Consider the following 18,526-nt stretch of genomic DNA (forward strand, 5'->3'; position numbering starts at 1 on the left):
CAAAGTTGCAAGCGCTTCGCCTTCAACATCTTCAGCGATGATGAGCAATGGACGGCCCGACTGCACCACAGCTTCGAGGATTGGCAACATGGCTTGCAAGTTGCCGAGCTTCTTTTCGTGGATCAGGATATATGGGTTGTCCAACTCGACCGACATTTTTTCGGTGTTGGTGATGAAATATGGCGACAGATAACCACGGTCGAACTGCATACCTTCGACAACTTCGAGCTCGCTTTCACGGCCCTTAGCTTCTTCGACGGTGATAACGCCTTCCTTGCCGACCTTCTCCATGGCGTCTGCAATCATCTTACCGATTTCAGCTTCACCATTTGCAGAGATCGTACCGACCTGTGCGATTTCCGCAGAACCAGCAACTGGCTTCGAACGCTTTACAAGGTCAGCAACAACCGCGTTTACCGCAGTGTCGATGCCGCGCTTCAGGTCCATTGGGTTCATGCCCGCTGCAACCGACTTCATGCCTTCGCGAACGATCGCTTGCGCCAGAACTGTTGCAGTGGTCGTGCCGTCACCGGCAACGTCGTTGGTCTTCGAAGCAACTTCGCGAACCATCTGTGCACCCATATTTTCGAACTTGTCTTTCAGTTCGATTTCCTTGGCGACGCTAACGCCGTCCTTGGTGATGCGTGGTGCGCCAAAGCTTTTGTCGATAACAACGTTACGGCCCTTTGGACCAAGCGTTACTTTTACAGCGTCAGCAAGAATGTCTACGCCGCGCAGGATGCGTTCACGCGCATCGCGGCCGAATTTCACGTCTTTAGCAGCCATGATATTTTTCCTTTAGTTTGAACTCTACTTTTCAAAGCCGTCATGCTGAACTTGTTTCAGCATCTTAATTAAGACCCTGAAACAAGTTCAGGGTGACGGATTTTGCGGTGCGCTTAGGAAACGATTCCCAAAATGTCCGATTCCTTCATGATCAACAGGTCTTCACCGTCGATCTTGACTTCGGTGCCCGACCATTTGCCGAACAGGATCTTGTCGCCAGCCTTGACGTCGAGTGCGGTTACAGTGCCGTCATCGGCGCGTGTACCGGTACCCACGGAGACGACTTCGCCTTCCTGTGGCTTTTCCTGAGCTGTATCAGGGATGATGATCCCGCCAGCGGTTTTTGCTTCGGCCTCGACCCGACGGACGAGAACGCGATCATGCAATGGACGAAATGCCATGTTGAACTATCCTTTTTCTGTTTCGCCATCCCGCCACGCCTACATCAAGCAGGGGACGGCAATGAATGTGCATTAGCACTCATACAGGACGAGTGCTAACGGAGCCCAGATAGGGTGTTTTTATGACAGGTCAAGGACTCGGGAAGCGAATTTTTTGCGAATGATCTACCCGAATTCTGTACGCTGCGAACGCGTGGGGCTGACTGCACATTGCAAGTCAAACCCCTAACGCCCGCAACGCGTCATCATGCTAACGCCCAGTGCTCGTCATCCTGAACTTGTTTCAGGATAACGCACCACCGTCGATTGTGATCCTGAAACAAGTTCAGGATGACGAATCTTTTTTTATTTTCGCGCTGGTAATCCCGCCGCCCGTAATGCCGCATGGGCTTCGGCGATGCTGTGCTGGCCGAAATGGAAAATGGATGCCGCGAGCACTGCGCTCGCATGCCCTTCACGCACGCCGTCGACCAGATGGTCAAGGTTACCGACACCGCCGCTGGCGACAACGGGGATGTTGACCGCATCGGCAATTGCGCGGGTGAGTGCAAGGTCATAGCCGTCGCGTGTACCGTCGCGATCCATGCTGGTGACAAGCAATTCGCCCGCGCCAAGTTCCGCCAGCCTGACGGCATGTTCGAGCGCGTCAATTCCGGTTGGCTTGCGGCCGCCATGGGTGAAGATTTCCCAATGGTCGCCGCTGCGCCGTGCATCGACCGAAGCCACCACGCACTGGCTGCCGAAACGTGCGGCGATATCGGCGACGACTTCTGGCCGCGCCACCGCTGCGCTGTTGACCGCGACCTTATCCGCCCCTGCCAGCAGTAACGCGCGCGCATCCTCTGCGCTGCGCACGCCGCCTCCGACGGTCAGCGGCATGAAACATACTTCTGCGGTACGGCGGACCACATCAATGATCGTGCCGCGCCCTTCATGACTTGCGCCAATGTCGAGAAAGCAAAGTTCGTCCGCGCCCGCCGCATCATATGCCTGCGCCTGCTCCACCGGATCACCGGCGTCACGCAGGTCGACAAAGTTCACACCCTTGACCACGCGGCCATTGGATACGTCGAGACAGGGGATGACGCGGACGCGGACGGTCATCCGCAATTCGCCATCGACGTTTCACCGCAGTCCTGAGCCATCAGCGCGCCAAGCGCTGATGAAAGTCGAAGGACGTCCATCGTTGAAGCACAAGCATTATAACCACCCTTCGACAGACGCAGCCGCAAGCGGCTGCTGCTCAGGGCTTCGGTGTGGTTTGAAGGCACGGTCATCCGCAATTCGCCATCGATGTTTCACCGCAGTCCTGAGCCGTCAGCGCGGCACGCGCTGATGAAAGTCGAAGGACGCCCATCGTGGATGCGCCAGCATTATAGGCACCCTTCGACGGCCGCAGCCGCAGGCGGCTGCTGCTCAGGGTTTCGGTGTGATGTGAAGGCACGTTCACGCCCGCTCCGCCACTTTAATCGCCGTGGCCAGATCCAGCCGTCCATCATAAATCGCACGGCCGGTAATCACGCCTTCAATGCCATCCTTGGCATGCAGCGCGAGCATGTGGATGTCATCAATGCCCTTCACCCCGCCGCTGGCGATCACGGGAATGTTTACGCGCCGCGCCAGATCAACGGTCGCGTCTATATTGCATCCGGTCAGCATCCCGTCGCGGCCGACATCGGTGAACAGGATGGACGCCACGCCCGCATCTTCGAACCGGCGCGCCAGATCAATCACCGGCATGTCGGATTTTTCGGCCCAGCCCTCGGTCGCGACAAAGCCGTCGCGGGCGTCGACAGCGACCACAATGCCATCTTCAAATTCGCGCGCCATCTCTTTGACGAACTTTGGGTCTTTGAGCGCCGCGGTGCCAATCACCAACCGCGCGACACCCATGTCGAACCAGCGTTCAACCGTCTGCGTATTGCGGATGCCGCCACCCAATTGGATGTAACCGGGGAAATTTTCGATGATGCCTTCAACCGCCTCGGCATTTTCGGGGCGGCCGGCAAAGGCGCCGTCAAGGTCCACGACATGCAGGAACTCTGCGCCTTGTTCGGCAAACAGCATCGCCTGCGCGGCGGGGTCGTCGGCATAGACCGTTGCGCGGTTCATATCGCCTTCGGCCAAGCGCACAACTTCGCCACCCTTCAGGTCAATCGCGGGAAAAACGATCACAGCTGCCACTCCAAAAAGCGTTTGAGGAAATTAATGCCATAGGCTTGGCTTTTTTCGGGATGAAATTGCACCCCCATTATGTTGTCACGGCCCACAGCAGCGACGAGAGTGCCGCCATGGTCGGTTGTCGCCAGCACGTCCGCATCGTCCGTCGCATCAAAATGGTAACTATGCAAAAAATACGCCTCACCCGCTTCAATCAACGGCGCGCCTTGCGTCGGAAGAACATCGTTCCAGCCCATATGCGGGATTTTCAAATCTGCAGCCGGTGCAATCGCGCGGACGGTGCCGCCAATCCAGCCAAGCCCGCGCGTCGTGCCATGCTCAACGCCCGCATCGGCCAACAACTGCATCCCGACGCAAATGCCCAGAAACGGAATGCCCTCAACGCGCACGCGCTGCTCCATTGCGGCGACCATGCCGTCAATCGCGGACAGCGCCTCCATACAATGCGCAAAGGCGCCAACGCCGGGCAGAACGATGCGGTCCGCTTTGGCAACAATATCGGGATCGGCGGTCACATGCACGTCGCCTGCGCCCGCCGCTTTCAACGCATTGTGCACCGAATGCAGATTGCCCGCGCCATAATCAATCAGCGCAAGCGACACGGCCTAGAGCGTGCCCTTGGTCGACGGGATCGCGTCTGCCTTGCGCGGGTCAATCTCAACCGCTTGGCGCAATGCGCGGGCCAAAGCCTTGTAGCAGCTTTCGACGATGTGGTGGTTGTTCGAACCATAAAGATTTTCGATGTGCAGCGTGATGCCGGCGCTGGTGGCAAAGCTGTGGAACCAATGTTCGATCAGCTCGGTATCCCATTCGCCCAAACGCGGCATGCCAAGTGATACTTTCCACACAAAATAGGGCCGACCTGAAATATCGAGCGCGCAGCGCGTCAACGTTTCATCCATCGGCGCATAGGCCGTGCCATAACGCGTGATGCCGCGTTTATCGCCCAATGCCTGCAACACCGCCTCGCCAATCGCGATGCCGGTGTCTTCGGTGGTATGGTGCTGGTCAATATGCAGGTCGCCAACGGCCTTCACCTTTAGGTCGATCAGCGAATGGCGCGACAGTTGCTCAAGCATATGGTCGAGAAAACCGATGCCCGTTGAAACTTCATACACACCAGTGCCGTCGAGGTTCACCTCAACATCAATGGACGTTTCGTTCGTCTTGCGACTTATGGAGCCTGTACGCATGGCCGCCGATATAGCCTCATGCGCGCATTTGGCAAGTTGGCTTAAGGCAACAAGTATCTTGATTTCACACGCGCGGAAGTCCACCAAGCGCCCATGACCGAAGAGCATGTAGATAGCCTGATTCCTTATGATGACGTCGTGCAAGAGGCGTTGCGCGCCGTGGTTGGCCGCGTGCTGGGCGATGTCGCGCGCGATGGCCTGCCCGGCGACCATCATTTCTACATCACGTTCAAGACGCAAGCGCCGGGTGTTGCCATTCCGCAGCATCTGCACGAACGCTTCCCCGATGAAATGACCATTGTGCTGCAGCACAAATATTGGGACCTGAAGGTTGAGGCCGAACATTTCGAAGTTGGCCTGTCGTTCAGCCAGATCCCGTCGCATCTGTTCATCCCCTACTCCGCGATCACCGCCTTCGTTGATCCAGCCGTAGATTTCGCGCTGCAATTCCATGTCGATGCAGGCGAAAGCGAACCCGAACCACATGAAGAAGCCGGTAATGACGGCCCCACCGTCGTCGTCGAAGATGGCTCCAACGTCGTCAGCGTGGACTTCGGACGGAAAAAGTGACGGCGGAAACCCGCACTGAAACCGACAGTTTTGGACCGATAGCAGTCCCCGCAGACGCTTTTTGGGGCGCGCAGACGCAGCGGAGTATCGCGAACTTTCCCTTTCCGGCACATGAGCGGATGCCGATTGGCATAATCTACGGCCTTGCCCATGTGAAACGTGCCGCCGCGTTAACGCACAAAGCATCGGGCGCGCTGCCGGCGGACATTGCCGACGCGATCATCGCCGCCGCAGACGCCATATTGGCGGGCAAGCATGACGATCAATTCCCGCTCGTCATCTGGCAAACGGGCAGCGGCACGCAGTCGAACATGAACGTCAACGAGGTCATCGCCGGCATCGCGAATGAAGCGCTGGCGGGCACACGCGGTGGCAAAACGCCCGTCCACCCCAATGACCATGTCAACATGGGGCAGTCATCGAACGACAGCTTTCCCACCGCAATCCATGTCGCGGTGGCCATCGCGGTGTGGCGCGATCTGCTCCCCGCGCTGCAACGCTTAACCGATGCGCTGACCGAAAAATGCCAAGCGTGGGGCGCGATCATCAAAATCGGCCGCACCCATTTGCAGGACGCAACGCCGCTGACCTTGGGTCAGGAATTTTCCGCCTTTGTCGCGCAACTGATCGCCAACCGTGCGCGGGTTGAAGGGACAATTGTCCATAATGTGCAAAAGCTTGCGCAAGGCGGCACGGCGGTCGGCACGGGCCTGAATGCGGCAGCGGGTTTTGACGTTGCGATTGCCGCCGAAATCTCGACCGCGACGGGCATCGCCTTTGAACCTGCCCGCAACAAATTTGAGGCGCTGGCGTCCAATGACGGGCTCGTGCAGATGTCGGGCACGCTCAACACGCTTGCCGTGTCGCTCACAAAGATTGCCAACGACATCCGCCTGCTTGGGTCAGGTCCGCGCTCGGGCCTTGGCGAGCTGCATTTGCCGGAGAACGAACCGGGCAGCTCGATCATGCCGGGCAAGGTCAACCCGACGCAGTGCGAAATGCTGACGATGGTCGCGGCGCAGGTCATGGGCAATCATCAGGCGGTGACGATTGGCGGACTGCAAGGACATTTGCAGCTTAACGTCTTCAAACCGCTCATCGGCGCCAATGTGCTGCGTTCGGTGGAGTTGCTCAGCATCGGGATGGACAGCTTTGCCAAAAACTGCGTCGCAGGCCTTGAACCGGATCGCGACCGCATTGCGGAGCTTGTCGAACGCTCGCTCATGCTCGTCACCGCGCTTGCGCCCGTCATTGGGTATGACAACGCGGCCAACATCGCCAAGGCCGCACATAAAAATGGAACCACCCTGCGTGAAGCCGCGTTAGCGTCCGGACTGGTTGACGAAGTAACGTTCGATACCCATGTCAGACCGGAAGATATGGTTTGATCGCCGACACACCGTCATGCTGAACTTGTTTCAGCATCTTAATTTTCGTTGGACGGTGGTGAAGTAAGATCCTGAAACAAGTTCAGGATGACGAAGTGGGTAAACGTTCGATGACGCATTGAGAAGGAAGTCGATAATGCTAAAATCCATCGCAGGTGCCGTTGTCGGCGAAGTGATTGGCCGCAAACGCGGCCATGGCTTGCTGGGTGCCGGCATTGGTGTGGTGGCGACGCGTTTGGCGACGCGCTCCATTCCGGGCTTATTGCTCGTCGGCGGCGCGATCGTGGCGAAAAGCATCTACGACAAGCGCAAGGGCCGCAAAGAGGGCTAACGCGCTTTCATTGCCGCTAAAGCTTCCCTCTTGACGCCGGCCTGCCCTTTCGCGCACTAGCGGCTATGGGCAACACCGACAATCATAAGCCGCACGAACTGGAACGCCGGGGCCTCCTATTCGTGCTTTCGTCACCTTCAGGCGCAGGTAAATCGACGCTTTCACGCATGTTGTTGGAAGCGGACGAAAAAATCGCCTTATCGGTATCCTACACCACGCGCGAGCCGCGGCCCGGTGAGATTGAGGGCGTCCATTACCATTTCACCGACACGGCGACGTTCAAAAAAATGGCCGCAGACGGCGAATTCCTCGAATGGGCGCATGTGTTCGGCCATCGCTACGGCACGCCAAAGGGCCCTGTAGAAGACAAGCTGGCCGCCGGATGCGACGTCCTGTTCGACATTGACTGGCAAGGCGCGCAGCAGCTGTATCAGGAAGCTGGCCCCGACGTCGTGCGCGTATTCATCTTGCCGCCATCCATCGAGGAACTCGAACGCCGCCTGCATAGCCGCGCGCAAGATAGCGAAGCGGCCGAGATCGGCCACTGGGACGGCTATGATTATGTCCTTATCAATGACGATGTGCAGACCTGCTTTGAAAAGGTCCGCCAAATTCTTGCCGCAGAACGCATGAAGCGCCGCCGGCAAAAGGGACTCATTGGTTTCGTGCGCGACCTTGCGGCGTCTTAAGCAGTCGGGGCAACCCCTGCGAGCAACAGCGTAATCCCGCCCAAACCGATCGACAGGTGCCAACGCAGCTTCATCCAGCCGTCTGGCAATTGGCAGCGCGCGGAAAGCCAGCGATCCGCCAGCGGTGAACCCAGCACAAAAAACCCAAGCCACGCCAGCGACGGTCCGGGCCATTCCCAGCCCCATATCCACGGCAGATAGGTCGCGAACGCCAGCAGGCTTGGTGCCACAGCCAGCGCAAATATCGCGGTTGCCGATGCATCATCACGGCGCGTGGTGACGCCCAGTCCCCACCACATGCCGCCCAAGAAACTGAAGATAAATGCGGCATAGCCATAAGCCGCAGCAAGCCCAGTCCAGCGATATTCCGACCCCGAAAACACCAACGCCGCCGCAAATATTTGCGGCAACAAACCGGCATAGCCCGCGACAAATGCCGCCTTGGGCAGCGGCCTTAACGTGAATATCGCGGTGTTTTTGGGCGAAGCTTCTGTCATCGGGGTTTCCTTACATGCTGCATGCACATAAGTCTGGTCCAGCGTTAGCCCAAGATGGGCTTTTACCTATGGTTGCGCTTACACACCCGGCGTCAGCAGGTCGAGAAACCGGACGGCGGCCATGAATTCCTGCGCGCGGTCGTTGCGGTTTTTCTGCGCCCAATGGTCCTCGCCCCACAATTCTTCCTGCCAAAGTTCATCAAGGCAACTTGCGTTCCAGATATCTTCCGCCGCGCCCGCGCGTTCGACAATGGCCAGCGTGGCGATCAGCGAGCCCGACAAATGCGCCAGCTTTGCCATCGCGGCCAGTTCGAACATGCCACGCGCCGCCACCGCAGCGCGCAGGGTTTCGAGCGTCGCTTCGGGCTGTGGCTGGTGCATGATGCCCTCGACAATCACAAAGCTGACATCATAACGGGTGCGTGCCCAATCAAGCCACGGGTCCCAGATTTCGGCTTGCCGATCCGCCAATGCCTCACCCGCAGCACCGCGATAACAAAACAGATCGGTTTCGCCATAGGCGGCAATCGCGGCGGCAAAGCCATCCCTATCGGGACCAATGCGATCAATCGCCGCGTTGGCAAAGCCCGTCATCGGCATCAACAGCGGATCGACGATCTTGTCCACCGCATCCCATTCGGCAACCACCGCATCCGCCAGCTTTTGCGTCGGTAGTGCGAGCACATTGTGCGTGGGTGTTTTAATCGGCCGGCCATCCAGCCGCACCGCATGCCCAAAACTGCTCGGCTCTAGGGTAACCTCTTTCCAAAATCGTCTCATGGCAGCGGCTTGCTCTTCCACTTTTTGGCCAGAAACACCGGCACGAGCAGGAACGCGAACATGCCAATCAAAAACAGCACATAACCCACGGCGATGGGCAGGCCAAAGGCCTGACGCGCGATGACGGCCAGCCCTATCACCAACATGATCGCGCCGCCAATCCGGGACAGGTTGATGACCAGAAACCGATATTGCGCCTGCGTATCGCCCTGCGCATTGTCGTCATTCGGCGTCATGCAAAATTCTCCAGATAGATTTGAAGTTCGTCCATGCTCTCGGCGATGTAATCGGCGCCTGCCTCGCGCAAGTCATCGACGCTGTGATAGCCCCAATTGACCCCGACAGTGCGCGTCCCCGCCGCGCGGCCCATGTGGATGTCATACACCGTATCGCCAATGACAACCGCATTGGCGGCATCGGCCCCTGCTTCGGCCAAGGCTTGATACACCATCGACGGATGTGGCTTTGACGGGTGGCGGTCCGCCGTCTGCAATGTGACGAACAAGGGCCGGAGTGCGTGATGGTCGAGGCAACGCGTCAGCCCACGGTCGGACTTTCCGGTCGCCACGCCCAGCATCCAGCCGCTTTCATCCAGAGAGGATAAAAGCGCGGCGATGCCGTCATATAATGGTTCATCGACCAGCCCGTTGCTGCGCAATGCCCAAAATGCCGCGCGGTATTTTTCGGCCAAATCATGGTGCAGATCATCGGCTGCCTCTGGCAACAACATCCGCATCGATTCCACCAAAGATAATCCGACCACCCGCCGCGTTTCATGCCGCATCGGCGGCGTCAGCCCTGCCTCTTCAAAGGCATGCTCCATCGCCATGCAAATATTTGCCTGACTGTCGACCAGCGTGCCGTCGCAATCAAAAATGGCGAGTTTTGTCATGGGGTAAGGTTACGCATAGCATTGGCGATGGCAATGTTACCGGCTTCCTCTGCGCCATCTGCGGCCGATAACCGCACAGCTTCGGCTTTGTTTTGACCAAGCTTTAAAGTGCTGCGCCAAGTCGTGATGTGCATTTCAAAACCGTAAATCCCGCGCAGCATTTTTTCAAACATGCCGTCGGCCATTTTGGCGCGCGTCCAAACGGGTTTGGGCGCCAGCTTCGATTCTTGATGATGGGACAGCGCGTCCGATTGGGAAATTAACGCCGCTTCGTCCATTTTCCGGACCGAGCCCACAAGCTCAATCGCCACATAATTCCATGTCGGCACCTGATCAGGAATGCCATAATAATCGGGGCTGATATAACCGTCCGGCCCGTTTATCACGAACAACGCCTCTGCGTCGTCTAGATGGCGCGCAATCGCATTGTTGCGCGCCATATGGAAACCGATGCGATCATCGTCCAGAAATACAAATGGCAGATGCGCCACGTGCGGCCCATCGGGGGTATTCAGGAATAACATGCCAAAGCCGATATCCTTGGCCAAAGCGCGCATGGCGTCGCGATCTTCCCAACGAAATGCAGCATTGGGATGCATCAGGGCTTCCCCTTTGACGTGACCTTCTTCCCCGCCGGTTTTTTGCTGGCGACTTTTTTGATCACGGGCTTTTTGGCGGCGATTTTTTTGCCGGCGGCCATTTGGCTGCGCTTATTGTCCTTGGGCTTATCCGACACGGAACCACGCGAGCGGCGTTCGCCCTTGCGTTCCTTGCGCGCGGATTTGGCGATATTGGCGGCAACGCGCTTTTTGCCTTCCGCCGTTTCGCTGAACTTGGGTGCATCCAGCACCAGTGCATCGCCCATTTCGATGTCGAAGCCCAAATCGTCAAAGCTTGATTTCATATGCGGGGGCATGTCGGCGCGCACGTCAATCTGGTGCCCTGATGGATGGTCGATACGGATGCGGCGCGCATGCAAATGCATTTTGCGGCTGATCGTGCCCGTCAGAAACGCGTCCTTGCCGCCATATTTGCCGTCGCCAACGATAGGGTGGCCAATCGCGGCCATATGCACGCGCAACTGGTGGGTGCGGCCGGTATAAGGCTGCAATTCGACCCATGCGGTGGCGTTGCCCGCGCGTTCAACGATGCGATAACGGGTGCGGGCCGACTGCCCGTCCTTTTCATCGACATGCATTTTTTCGCCGCCGCTGCCGGGCTGCTTGCCAATGGGCAGGTCGATGAAACCATCGGCGATGTCAGGCACGCCAACGACCAACGCCCAATAGACCTTGCGCGCGGTGCGCGAGGAAAATGCCTTGGCAAAATGCCCAGCCGACCGCGACGTGCGCGCCAACAAAAGCGCGCCCGACGTGTCCTTGTCCAACCGGTGCACCAGCTTTGGCCGGTTATCGAGTTCAAATCCTAAGGCGTCGAGCAAGCCATCGACATGGTTCTCGGTCTTGGTGCCGCCCTGCGTGGCGAGGCCAGCGGGTTTGTTGATCACGAGCGCCGCGTCATCCTTGTGGATCACCATACTCAGCGCGAATTCCATTTCGTCTTCGGTCAGATCGCGGCGCTTGCGCACCGGACGCGCGCTGGACGACGCCGACACATCTGCTGGCGGCACGCGCAGCGTTTGCCCCGCCAACAGCCGGTCGCCCGGCGTCGCGCGCTTGCCATCAACGCGCAACTGCCCCGTGCGCGCCCAACGCGACACGATGTTGAACGATGCATCGGGCAAATGCCGTTTGAACCAACGGTCCAGGCGAATGCCGTCATCATCAGGGGCGACGACGAATTGCCGAATGCCTTTTTCGTCTTGCTTACTCATGTCCAAATTGTCCTTGCCAGCATCATTCCGGCGAAGACCGCACCCAATGCCAATATTACCGAAACCGCAGCATATGCCGCCGCCATCATTCCCTGCCCACGTTGCACCATCTGCGCCATTTCAAGGCTAAAGGCGCTGAACGTCGTAAAGCCGCCCAGAACACCCACACCCAAAAACAGACGCAAGGGCTCTGCGGCATTATCGCCGCGCACCAACCATGCCGCCAGCAAACCCATGGCCAGCCCGCCGAGCAGGTTCGCGGCAAAGGTCGGCCACGGCCAACCCCCGACGTTCACAGGCAGCGCACGCGACAGGCCATAGCGCAGTGCTGCACCTATCGCTCCGCCGGACATGACAAGGATTACGGGATTCATCGGCCCGGCTGTAGCGGCGCTTGCGCGGAAAAGCCAGCCAAACCAATGGGCGCGGCTTAGCCAGCTTGCGTACGAAAGGCGCGGCGGACGGAAGTGTTAGAGCGCAGGGTGCACCTATGTTAAGGATGTCGGCGACATCCTCTCCAAAGGACAGCCCATGATCCCCTTCGTTATGATGACCGACAATCGCGGCCAACGCATATCGGTGAACCCCGAAATCGTCCAATTCGTCCGCACCGCCGACAATGCCGATCATGAATGCCTGATCGTCTTTGGCAAGGACCAGCTGCTGCGCGTGCGCGGCACGTTAGACGAGGTTACCGATCTTCTGCGGCAGGGATAAATGCGCGATATCGATGCAACTTCATGTAACATTATGTAAAAATATACATGTTCCGTAGCGCTACAGTCATTAGCAACATGTTAACCAAAGCCGTTTAAATTCAGCCACATGGGATGAGGCGCACCCGCCTGCACATTGGCGTTGATTGGTAACGATGGCTATTTCGCGTTTATTAAAAAGTTTTTCGGGTCGCGATGCTGCGGCCGTCATTACGCCTGCCGACATCAACCGGCGCCTCGAAATTCTCGACGACTTCGAACATGCCGGTATTGGCTGGCTATGGGCCACCGATGCCCAAGGCCGGTTGATCTATATTTCCGAAAACGCAGCTGAAAAGCTGAACCAGCCTGTGGAGGAATTGCTCGCGCACCCCATCACGCATTTGTTTGAATCCGACGCGTCGACGCTCGGCGAGCGTTCGGAAAGGCCGCTGAATTTTCAGCTGACCGCGCGCAACAGGATCGTCGACCAGACGGTGCGCTTTACCCTGAGCCAACCACAGGGCCGTGGACGGCAAACATGGTGGTCGCTATCGGGCCATCCGAAGTTCGACAAAGCCGGCGAGTTCCAAGGCTATCGCGGCAGCGCAAAGGACATCACCACCGAACATGAGCGCAAGCTTGTGGACTCGCGCCTTGCTGAATTTGACTCGCTCACGGGCCTTGCGAACCGCCACCGCATGGACAAAAAGCTGGAGAGCACGCTCGCCGCGTATAAGTCCACCAAGCGCAGCTGCGCGCTGATGATGCTTGACCTCGACCGGTTCAAAGCCGTCAACGATACGCTTGGCCATACCGCGGGTGATACGTTGCTGTGCCAGGTGGCCCGCCGCCTTGAACGCGCGGTCGGCAGCGTGGGCGAGATCGGCCGCTTGGGTGGCGATGAATTCCAGATCATCCTTCCCGACTGTGACGACCGCGGTAAGCTTGGCGAACTGTCGAACAAGCTCATCCGGATCCTTTCGCAGCCCTATATCATCGACGACAAGCGCGCGAACATCGGCATCTCGATCGGCATCGCCATTTCGCCCTTTGACGGCGTTGATAAGTTGGACCTGATCGACAATGCCGACCTTGCGCTATACGCGGCAAAGAATGGCGGACGCGGGCAATTCCGCTTTTACGCCGCCCATTTCAAAGACGAAGCCGCCGAACGCAGCTTGCTTGAAGAAGGCCTGCGCGATGCTCTCGCCAACGAAGCGCTGACGCTGCATTACCAACCGGTCGTCCGCACCGATGACAATGTCGTGGTCGCATTCGAAGCATTGATGCGCTGGGACCACCCGGAACGCGGGCCGATAAGCCCCACCGTCTTCGTGCCGATTGCCGAGGAATCCGACCTTATCAACCATATTGGCGCATGGGCGCTGAACCGGGCGTGCATGGACGCGATGGCGTGGCCCAAATCGGTGCGCGTCGCGGTCAATGTGTCCGCCGCCCAATTCGCGCACTCGGAACTGATCGACACCGTCGCACATGCCCTACGGACGTCCGGGCTTGACCCCGACCGTCTGGAACTTGAACTCACCGAAAGCGTGTTCATGGGCGATTTTGAGACCATTGACGACATTTTCCGCGCGCTCAAAGACCTTGGCGTGCGCCTTGCGCTCGATGACTTTGGCACCGGCTATTCATCGTTAAGCTATTTGCGCTCCGCCCCGTTTGACAAGATCAAGGTCGACCGCACCTTTGTCGAAGGCTGCACGCAAAAGGACCAGAACAGCGCCAAAATCATCGCTGCGATCATCAGCCTGTCCGATGCATTGGGCATGGAAACCACGGTCGAAGGCGTAGAGGCATTTGACCAGCTTGAGGTTGTGCGCGGCATGAACGCGCGCCTTATCCAAGGGTGGATTTACGCAAAGGCGATGGATCAGGAAACGCTGCTGGCCCGCATGGCGAACGGCGAATTGCGCATCATTCCCGACGGCCCGCTGCGTCACCGTTCCGAACGCCGTTCGGTGTTTCGCCGCATTGGTATCATCCATGACGACCACCGTTATGAAGCATTGATGCGTAACCTGTCGAAAACCGGCGCGCTGATCGATGGATTGTTGAACGTCCCCAAAGGCACCATCCTCGTGCTCGATTTATGCGAAGGGCAATTGGTCGTGTGCACGGTAACCCACGCGCAGGACGCGATGATCGCGGTCGAATTTGAAACCCCGTTGGTCAGCGATGGCGCAGGCGGCCTGTGCACGCGCCACCGCATTTCGTCCTATCTCTTGGCCAGCGTCACCCAAGCCAATGACGACACCCCCAAAAGCAAACCGCAATTCATGCAAGTCGCGGCGATCAGCAACCCGGCGACGATGAATTTCCGCGACTAATCATCAAACAATTCATCAGGGCCCACCAATCCCGACGCCACCAGCACCGCCATGGACTGGTTCGGCCACCCGTCGGGCAACGGCTGATGACAGGTGGGGCATGCCACGCCTTGCCGCCCATATTCTTTCAACCGGTTGCGGATTTCGGTCAGCTTGGCGATAAACTTATCCTTCGATTTTTCGGGGTCCTCAATCTCGATCTTCCGCCCATAATCGTCAAAACGCTTGTGCCGTTGCCATTCGTCAAAGCTCAACAGATCATCGGGCAATTTACCCCCCGGCAGCGCGCCCGTCCCCGCCATTTCGCCGCGTTTGAGCAATAGGCCAAGGATCGCGTCCGACGGCGTAATCCGCCGTTCATATTCCTGCCCGCCGCGAATGATCACGGTCTCCCGCCCCTCCACCGCGCGCTTATACGCAATCGCCAACAACCCCTGCCCCGCCCGGTCCAGCGCATCCTCCCACGCTTGCGCGAATAACGGAAAGCGCCGCTTCATCCGGTACGCCGCCGCATTGGAAACCCCCGCCACCCGCGCCGCATCGCGCACACAACCGGTATGGCCCAACGCATCAAAAAAGCGCTGCGTCCGCTCCTCGGTCCACCCGTCATGCCGCACGCGCAATCCGGGCATCAAACGGTTGCGGTTCACCCGTGGCCCGGACGGAATGCGCTGCGCCGAATCGGGCAAGATTGTCAAAACGAGGTCGGAAGGGGCGGATTTGCGTGCCATATAAACTCCATTGGTTCATTATATAAAATATAATAACCTATTTGGAATGTTGTAGGAAAGCGGTTCCTGCGCTATCGCAACAACATGGCTGCCCCCACATTAACCCCGGAAGCGATCACCGCGCTGATATCCGACCGAAACGAACTATCGCTGCGCGTGGTGCCGGGGGCAAAGGTCGAAAAGGCCGCGATTGAAAATGGCGCGCTCAAAATCTGGCTGCGCACCGCACCGGAGGATGGCAAGGCGAACAAGGCCGTGCTGGCCATCTTGGCCAAGCTGTTGGAGATATCCGTCAGCCAGTTGGAAATCTCCCACGGCCAAACGGCGCGTGATAAAAGGGTGCGGGTTTTGGTGTAAGTCCACACACTCCGTCACCCTGAACTCGTTTTGGCTTTGCCAGCCTTCGGCTCCAGGGTCTTATTTTTCTTGCGCCGTCCAGAATTAAGACCCTGGAGCCGCAGGCTGGCAGAAAGGCTAAAACCTGTCTCGTGCGGCGCTGTCTACCTTGCGCAATCGAGGTAAATCGCGCTGCATCTCGCGGCATAGCCAATCGACGAAGCCACCGATTGCGGCATTGGTCCGATCTTCTTTGCGACAGACCACGTAGTAACTCCCCGCCTCCTGTGGCGCGAATTGCTTTAGAACAACCAGCCCTTTTGATGCCGGGATGTCCCAGACCAATGGGGTAAGGGCAAGGAGGACGCCTCTGCCTTGGGCGGCGGCATCAATCGCGTTGGTCATGCTGTCAAACAGCAACATCCGCGCGTCCGTGGGTTCGGGCACGCCAACCGCCGCAAACCAGTCCAACCATCCCCGCCGACCAACGGTTAGGCCGATCAGTGTTTGTCCGGCGAAGTCATCTGCTGACTGGATCTGTTTTGCTAGATCTGGAATGCAAAGGGGCACCGCGCGGATATCGAGCAGCTTTTTGGCCCAAACGCCGGGCGTCGGCGTCTGCAAATTGCGGATGGCGACATCCGCCTCCCCGAGCAGAAGGTCTGCAATGTTTGCCGAGGTATCAATGGCAATTGAGAGACTTGGGTGGCGTTTTTCAAATGCTGGCAAGCGATGCGTAAGCCAGCCATTGGCAAAGAGTGGCAAGGCCGCAATGCGCAGCATCTTCGTCTCTGTGCCCGCACGCGCACGACCGAGTGCTGACGAGACTTCGCCAAAGCCCCTATCAAGTCCCTCGGCGAGCTTTTGTCCCAGCGGCGTCAGCCGAACCTGTCGCACACGTCGATCAAACAATGGCCCCCCGACCCAATTTTCAAGCCGCTTGATTTGGTGGCTAATAGCTGAAGGCGTTTGCCGCAGTTCCAATGCGGCCTCCTTAAAACTCTGCCGGTGTGCGGCTGCACGAAATGCGACGAGGCTGGACCAAGGCGGAAAATCGATGGGCGGAATCATGGATGAATTTATATCATCTATATGTTTCATAATTCAATAATCTTCTGCGCATGGGATGCGTAAGTTGGCCCGCATGACAGGCGCAGCGGCATTGTTGGCCAGTATCTTGGCCTCACGGCCGGTCGATACAGGACGGCTGTTATGCTGACTTGCGATAACAATTTGTGTTCTAAATACAGGATGGACCAATGAGCGAATTTCTGACGCGGCTCGGCACATGGGTCGATACATGGGGCGGTCGAGCTAAGATGGCGCGGTTTAGCAAAGGCTGGCCAGCAACTACTAGACAAGGCATCAAATTCTATCGGACGGCAGATGTCCAATATCGCTATCTGGAAGCGGGTGCTGGTCCGACAATAATTTTCACAGCTGATCCGCCCATGACGCTTGAGGTTTATGACGCCCTAGTCGCATGCTTTTCCGAGCGATTTCGTGTGATCGTTGTTGAATTGCCCGCCATGGGCTTTTCGGCGACGCGGCCGGGGTTCGGCTTTGGGTTCACGGAAACCGGTGATGATCTCGCGCTTTTCATCCGTAATGTGTGTGGCAAAGACAATATTTTTGCCTTTTCCTGCGCCGCCAGTTTGAGCGGACTGGATATTGCCGCCCGCATGCCAGAGCTGGCTTCACATCTCTGCTTCATTCAAGGTGGCGACCCTGAAGCGTTTCACCGGTGGAAAACAGGTCGCGACCCCAAAGGCATATTGGCGCGCCCGGTGCTTGGCCAGCTGATAATGAAGCGTATGGCGCCCGCACGCATGCCGCAATGGTACCGACTATCGGTCGGCAGGGGCGAGTTGATTGACCATTTCTGTGATTGTGCGAAACAATCCTTTGGCAATGGTGCGATGTGGTCGTTGGCCAGTGCGTATCAGATATACATGAACCATAAGGGCGCACTTCCAGCGCCCACGCAACCAATCTTGTCGATCTGGGGCGGTGCAGACCGCTCACATCCACGCGAGAATGTGCATTCGCTCGCCATGGTCTATGATGATGTAACCTGCGTAACCTTTGATGATCTCGGGCATACGCCAGAGCTTGAAGACCCGCATCGCGTGTTCGAAGCCATTGCTGGATTTGTCGGCACATGACAGAAAATATTCCCCCCGGTTTTGCGCGCCATTTCCGCAAAAGCCCCGTCACCGATCCGTGGGAGCCGCTCTATTCTCGGCGTGATGGCGACATGTTCTGTCTCGGACTGCGCATCGCAAAGTCGCATTGCAACGCGCGAGGGATGCTGCATGGCGGGGTTATTTCGGCGCTGGCCGATAACGCCCTTGGAATTTCATGTGTGCTGCAAGCAGAGAATATGTCGGCGCTCACCATCAACCTGTCGACGGATTTCCTGTCGACTGGAATTCAAGGGGAATGGCTTGAAGTTCGTGCTGAACCCAGCAAAGTTGGTCGCACAATAGCTTTTGCCGGGGCAGAAATCTTCTCCAACGATACCCTTATTGCTCGTGCAAGCGGGATTTTCAAAATGATCGCTCGTGTTTAAACGTGAGTGACCGAGTTTGACGTTCTTTGCCCCTAAGCTCGGCTGTCAGCACTCCAATAGTAATCGTGCCGCGTGAGCATATCGGTATTTGCCAGCCTTCGGCTCCAACATCTTAATATTGATTGCTACCCCTTCGCGCCTCCCCGCGCCAAAAATCCCCCATCCACCCACCGGCAATTTTCCCCGTCGCCACCTTGCACCCCCACCCCATCCGCGCTAAGGCGCGGCCAGCAAACGAATCTCCCGCTTTTACGCTGGTTTGACGCGCGTTTCATGGGTTGCAGTAAGCGCCTACCGTG

The 18,526-nt window shown here is 57.8% G+C and carries 25 protein-coding genes; 9 read left to right on the plus strand and 16 right to left on the minus strand.

All coding sequences use genetic code 11. From position 1 onward, the window contains the following. The 7 genes from groEL to hisB form a co-directional block, all read right to left on the minus strand. Window positions 1-786: chaperonin GroEL (groEL, locus tag ACIQ0G_RS04445; RefSeq protein ID WP_397576869.1), on the minus strand; the 786-nt coding region annotated here is incomplete at its 3' end. 113 nt (window positions 787-899) lie between these two features. After that, a complete protein-coding gene (gene groES / locus ACIQ0G_RS04450; RefSeq protein WP_125230447.1) occupies window positions 900-1,187 on the minus strand; it encodes a co-chaperone GroES in 288 nt (95 codons plus the stop codon). Between the two features lie 345 nt (window positions 1,188-1,532). Beyond that, a complete protein-coding gene (gene hisF, locus ACIQ0G_RS04455) occupies window positions 1,533-2,291 on the minus strand; it encodes an imidazole glycerol phosphate synthase subunit HisF (protein ID WP_397576870.1) in 759 nt (252 codons plus the stop codon). Beyond that, window positions 2,288-2,464, minus strand: a complete 177-nt coding sequence (locus ACIQ0G_RS04460; protein WP_397576871.1) for a hypothetical protein — start codon at window positions 2,462-2,464, stop codon at window positions 2,288-2,290. The genes hisF and ACIQ0G_RS04460 overlap by 4 nt, the downstream gene beginning before the upstream one ends. 169 nt (window positions 2,465-2,633) lie before the next feature. Beyond that, the gene (hisA, locus tag ACIQ0G_RS04465; protein WP_397576872.1) at window positions 2,634-3,362 is read right to left on the minus strand and encodes a 1-(5-phosphoribosyl)-5-[(5-phosphoribosylamino)methylideneamino]imidazole-4-carboxamide isomerase; all 729 of its coding nucleotides are present in this window, start codon (window positions 3,360-3,362) and stop codon (window positions 2,634-2,636) included. Continuing rightward, a complete protein-coding gene (gene hisH / locus ACIQ0G_RS04470) occupies window positions 3,359-3,970 on the minus strand; it encodes an imidazole glycerol phosphate synthase subunit HisH (protein WP_397576873.1) in 612 nt (203 codons plus the stop codon). The genes hisA and hisH overlap by 4 nt, the downstream gene beginning before the upstream one ends. Window positions 3,971-3,973: 3 nt before the next feature. After that, window positions 3,974-4,561: an imidazoleglycerol-phosphate dehydratase HisB gene (gene hisB / locus ACIQ0G_RS04475; RefSeq protein WP_397576874.1), complete on the minus strand. Its 588-nt coding sequence runs from the start codon at window positions 4,559-4,561 to the stop codon at window positions 3,974-3,976. Window positions 4,562-4,654: 93 nt separating this feature from the next. Here hisB and ACIQ0G_RS04480 point away from each other — a divergent pair, with 93 nt between their 5' ends. The 4 genes from ACIQ0G_RS04480 to gmk all read left to right on the plus strand — a co-directional run bounded on the left by ACIQ0G_RS04480 (window position 4,655) and on the right by gmk (window position 7,539). Further along, window positions 4,655-5,131 carry an SspB family protein gene (locus ACIQ0G_RS04480; RefSeq protein ID WP_183940181.1) on the plus strand — a complete coding sequence of 159 codons (477 nt, stop codon included), beginning with the start codon at window positions 4,655-4,657 and terminating at the stop codon, window positions 5,129-5,131. Next, window positions 5,128-6,519: a class II fumarate hydratase gene (fumC, locus tag ACIQ0G_RS04485; protein ID WP_397576875.1), complete on the plus strand. Its 1,392-nt coding sequence runs from the start codon at window positions 5,128-5,130 to the stop codon at window positions 6,517-6,519. The genes ACIQ0G_RS04480 and fumC overlap by 4 nt, the downstream gene beginning before the upstream one ends. Before the next feature lie 136 nt (window positions 6,520-6,655). Next, entirely contained in the window at window positions 6,656-6,850 is a 195-nt protein-coding gene (locus ACIQ0G_RS04490; protein ID WP_397576876.1) for a hypothetical protein, read from the plus strand. Window positions 6,851-6,915: 65 nt separating this feature from the next. Continuing rightward, window positions 6,916-7,539 carry a guanylate kinase gene (gmk, locus tag ACIQ0G_RS04495; protein ID WP_397576877.1) on the plus strand — a complete coding sequence of 208 codons (624 nt, stop codon included), beginning with the start codon at window positions 6,916-6,918 and terminating at the stop codon, window positions 7,537-7,539. Here the strand turns inward: gmk and ACIQ0G_RS04500 are convergent. The 7 genes from ACIQ0G_RS04500 to crcB form a co-directional block, all read right to left on the minus strand. Next, a complete protein-coding gene (locus tag ACIQ0G_RS04500) occupies window positions 7,536-8,036 on the minus strand; it encodes a DUF3429 domain-containing protein (RefSeq protein ID WP_397576878.1) in 501 nt (166 codons plus the stop codon). The genes gmk and ACIQ0G_RS04500 overlap by 4 nt on opposite strands. A 78-nt stretch (window positions 8,037-8,114) precedes the next feature. Beyond that, window positions 8,115-8,816, minus strand: coding sequence for an ATP12 family chaperone protein (locus tag ACIQ0G_RS04505; protein ID WP_397576879.1), 702 nt, complete (start codon window positions 8,814-8,816; stop codon window positions 8,115-8,117). Further along, complete coding sequence (locus ACIQ0G_RS04510; RefSeq protein ID WP_397576880.1) at window positions 8,813-9,052, minus strand: hypothetical protein; 240 nt, start codon at window positions 9,050-9,052, stop codon at window positions 8,813-8,815. The genes ACIQ0G_RS04505 and ACIQ0G_RS04510 overlap by 4 nt, the downstream gene beginning before the upstream one ends. Next, window positions 9,049-9,708 (minus strand): HAD-IA family hydrolase, encoded by a 660-nt coding sequence (locus tag ACIQ0G_RS04515; RefSeq protein ID WP_397576881.1) that lies wholly within the window; start codon window positions 9,706-9,708, stop codon window positions 9,049-9,051. Before ACIQ0G_RS04515 ends, ACIQ0G_RS04510 begins: the two co-directional genes overlap by 4 nt. Next, window positions 9,705-10,307: an FMN-binding negative transcriptional regulator gene (locus ACIQ0G_RS04520; protein WP_397576882.1), complete on the minus strand. Its 603-nt coding sequence runs from the start codon at window positions 10,305-10,307 to the stop codon at window positions 9,705-9,707. Before ACIQ0G_RS04520 ends, ACIQ0G_RS04515 begins: the two co-directional genes overlap by 4 nt. Further along, a complete protein-coding gene (locus ACIQ0G_RS04525; RefSeq protein WP_183940163.1) occupies window positions 10,307-11,542 on the minus strand; it encodes an RluA family pseudouridine synthase in 1,236 nt (411 codons plus the stop codon). The genes ACIQ0G_RS04520 and ACIQ0G_RS04525 overlap by 1 nt, the downstream gene beginning before the upstream one ends. After that, window positions 11,539-11,916: a fluoride efflux transporter CrcB gene (crcB, locus tag ACIQ0G_RS04530; protein WP_397576883.1), complete on the minus strand. Its 378-nt coding sequence runs from the start codon at window positions 11,914-11,916 to the stop codon at window positions 11,539-11,541. Before crcB ends, ACIQ0G_RS04525 begins: the two co-directional genes overlap by 4 nt. A gap of 157 nt (window positions 11,917-12,073) precedes the next feature. Here crcB and ACIQ0G_RS04535 point away from each other — a divergent pair, with 157 nt between their 5' ends. Further along, window positions 12,074-12,259 (plus strand): hypothetical protein, encoded by a 186-nt coding sequence (locus tag ACIQ0G_RS04535; RefSeq protein ID WP_397576884.1) that lies wholly within the window; start codon window positions 12,074-12,076, stop codon window positions 12,257-12,259. Between the two features lie 154 nt (window positions 12,260-12,413). Next, a complete protein-coding gene (locus ACIQ0G_RS04540) occupies window positions 12,414-14,588 on the plus strand; it encodes a putative bifunctional diguanylate cyclase/phosphodiesterase (protein ID WP_397576885.1) in 2,175 nt (724 codons plus the stop codon). Here the strand turns inward: ACIQ0G_RS04540 and ACIQ0G_RS04545 are convergent. Beyond that, window positions 14,585-15,319 carry a hypothetical protein gene (locus ACIQ0G_RS04545; RefSeq protein ID WP_397576886.1) on the minus strand — a complete coding sequence of 245 codons (735 nt, stop codon included), beginning with the start codon at window positions 15,317-15,319 and terminating at the stop codon, window positions 14,585-14,587. The genes ACIQ0G_RS04540 and ACIQ0G_RS04545 overlap by 4 nt on opposite strands. Window positions 15,320-15,403: 84 nt before the next feature. Here ACIQ0G_RS04545 and ACIQ0G_RS04550 point away from each other — a divergent pair, with 84 nt between their 5' ends. Next, window positions 15,404-15,676: a DUF167 domain-containing protein gene (locus ACIQ0G_RS04550; protein ID WP_397576887.1), complete on the plus strand. Its 273-nt coding sequence runs from the start codon at window positions 15,404-15,406 to the stop codon at window positions 15,674-15,676. 117 nt (window positions 15,677-15,793) lie between these two features. Here the strand turns inward: ACIQ0G_RS04550 and ACIQ0G_RS04555 are convergent, their stop codons facing one another. Then, window positions 15,794-16,756 carry a LysR substrate-binding domain-containing protein gene (locus ACIQ0G_RS04555; protein ID WP_397576888.1) on the minus strand — a complete coding sequence of 321 codons (963 nt, stop codon included), beginning with the start codon at window positions 16,754-16,756 and terminating at the stop codon, window positions 15,794-15,796. A 158-nt stretch (window positions 16,757-16,914) separates the two neighbouring features. Between ACIQ0G_RS04555 and ACIQ0G_RS04560 the strand changes: the two genes are divergently transcribed. Continuing rightward, window positions 16,915-17,820 (plus strand): alpha/beta fold hydrolase, encoded by a 906-nt coding sequence (locus ACIQ0G_RS04560; protein ID WP_397576889.1) that lies wholly within the window; start codon window positions 16,915-16,917, stop codon window positions 17,818-17,820. After that, the gene (locus ACIQ0G_RS04565) at window positions 17,817-18,227 is read left to right on the plus strand and encodes a PaaI family thioesterase (protein WP_397576890.1); all 411 of its coding nucleotides are present in this window, start codon (window positions 17,817-17,819) and stop codon (window positions 18,225-18,227) included. The genes ACIQ0G_RS04560 and ACIQ0G_RS04565 overlap by 4 nt, the downstream gene beginning before the upstream one ends. The last annotated feature ends 299 nt before the right edge of the window (window positions 18,228-18,526 follow it).

It is taken from the genome of Sphingorhabdus sp., from assembly GCF_044354325.1.
In the GTDB taxonomy this organism is placed as follows: domain Bacteria; phylum Pseudomonadota; class Alphaproteobacteria; order Sphingomonadales; family Sphingomonadaceae; genus Sphingorhabdus_B.

Bases quoted from the DNA above. Each gene is read 5' to 3' on its own strand.
- ACIQ0G_RS04550 (WP_397576887.1), top strand. From the start codon at position 15,404: ATGGCTGCCCCCACATTAACCCCGGAAGCGATCACCGCGCTGATATCC.
- ACIQ0G_RS04540 (WP_397576885.1), top strand. From the start codon at position 12,414: ATGGCTATTTCGCGTTTATTAAAAAGTTTTTCGGGTCGCGATGCTGCG.
- ACIQ0G_RS04490 (WP_397576876.1), top strand. From the start codon at position 6,656: ATGCTAAAATCCATCGCAGGTGCCGTTGTCGGCGAAGTGATTGGCCGC.
- ACIQ0G_RS04500 (WP_397576878.1), bottom strand. From the start codon at position 8,036: ATGACAGAAGCTTCGCCCAAAAACACCGCGATATTCACGTTAAGGCCG.
- ACIQ0G_RS04535 (WP_397576884.1), top strand. From the start codon at position 12,074: ATGATCCCCTTCGTTATGATGACCGACAATCGCGGCCAACGCATATCG.
- ACIQ0G_RS04460 (WP_397576871.1), bottom strand. From the start codon at position 2,464: ATGACCGTGCCTTCAAACCACACCGAAGCCCTGAGCAGCAGCCGCTTG.
- ACIQ0G_RS04480 (WP_183940181.1), top strand. From the start codon at position 4,655: ATGACCGAAGAGCATGTAGATAGCCTGATTCCTTATGATGACGTCGTG.
- ACIQ0G_RS04555 (WP_397576888.1), bottom strand. From the start codon at position 16,756: ATGAAACATATAGATGATATAAATTCATCCATGATTCCGCCCATCGAT.
- hisB (WP_397576874.1), bottom strand. From the start codon at position 4,561: ATGCGTACAGGCTCCATAAGTCGCAAGACGAACGAAACGTCCATTGAT.
- ACIQ0G_RS04515 (WP_397576881.1), bottom strand. From the start codon at position 9,708: ATGACAAAACTCGCCATTTTTGATTGCGACGGCACGCTGGTCGACAGT.
- ACIQ0G_RS04560 (WP_397576889.1), top strand. From the start codon at position 16,915: ATGAGCGAATTTCTGACGCGGCTCGGCACATGGGTCGATACATGGGGC.
- ACIQ0G_RS04565 (WP_397576890.1), top strand. From the start codon at position 17,817: ATGACAGAAAATATTCCCCCCGGTTTTGCGCGCCATTTCCGCAAAAGC.
- ACIQ0G_RS04525 (WP_183940163.1), bottom strand. From the start codon at position 11,542: ATGAGTAAGCAAGACGAAAAAGGCATTCGGCAATTCGTCGTCGCCCCT.
- ACIQ0G_RS04545 (WP_397576886.1), bottom strand. From the start codon at position 15,319: ATGGCACGCAAATCCGCCCCTTCCGACCTCGTTTTGACAATCTTGCCC.
- ACIQ0G_RS04510 (WP_397576880.1), bottom strand. From the start codon at position 9,052: ATGACGCCGAATGACGACAATGCGCAGGGCGATACGCAGGCGCAATAT.
- groES (WP_125230447.1), bottom strand. From the start codon at position 1,187: ATGGCATTTCGTCCATTGCATGATCGCGTTCTCGTCCGTCGGGTCGAG.
- hisF (WP_397576870.1), bottom strand. From the start codon at position 2,291: ATGACCGTCCGCGTCCGCGTCATCCCCTGTCTCGACGTATCCAATGGC.
- crcB (WP_397576883.1), bottom strand. From the start codon at position 11,916: ATGAATCCCGTAATCCTTGTCATGTCCGGCGGAGCGATAGGTGCAGCA.
- ACIQ0G_RS04520 (WP_397576882.1), bottom strand. From the start codon at position 10,307: ATGCATCCCAATGCTGCATTTCGTTGGGAAGATCGCGACGCCATGCGC.
- ACIQ0G_RS04505 (WP_397576879.1), bottom strand. From the start codon at position 8,816: ATGAGACGATTTTGGAAAGAGGTTACCCTAGAGCCGAGCAGTTTTGGG.
- gmk (WP_397576877.1), top strand. From the start codon at position 6,916: ATGGGCAACACCGACAATCATAAGCCGCACGAACTGGAACGCCGGGGC.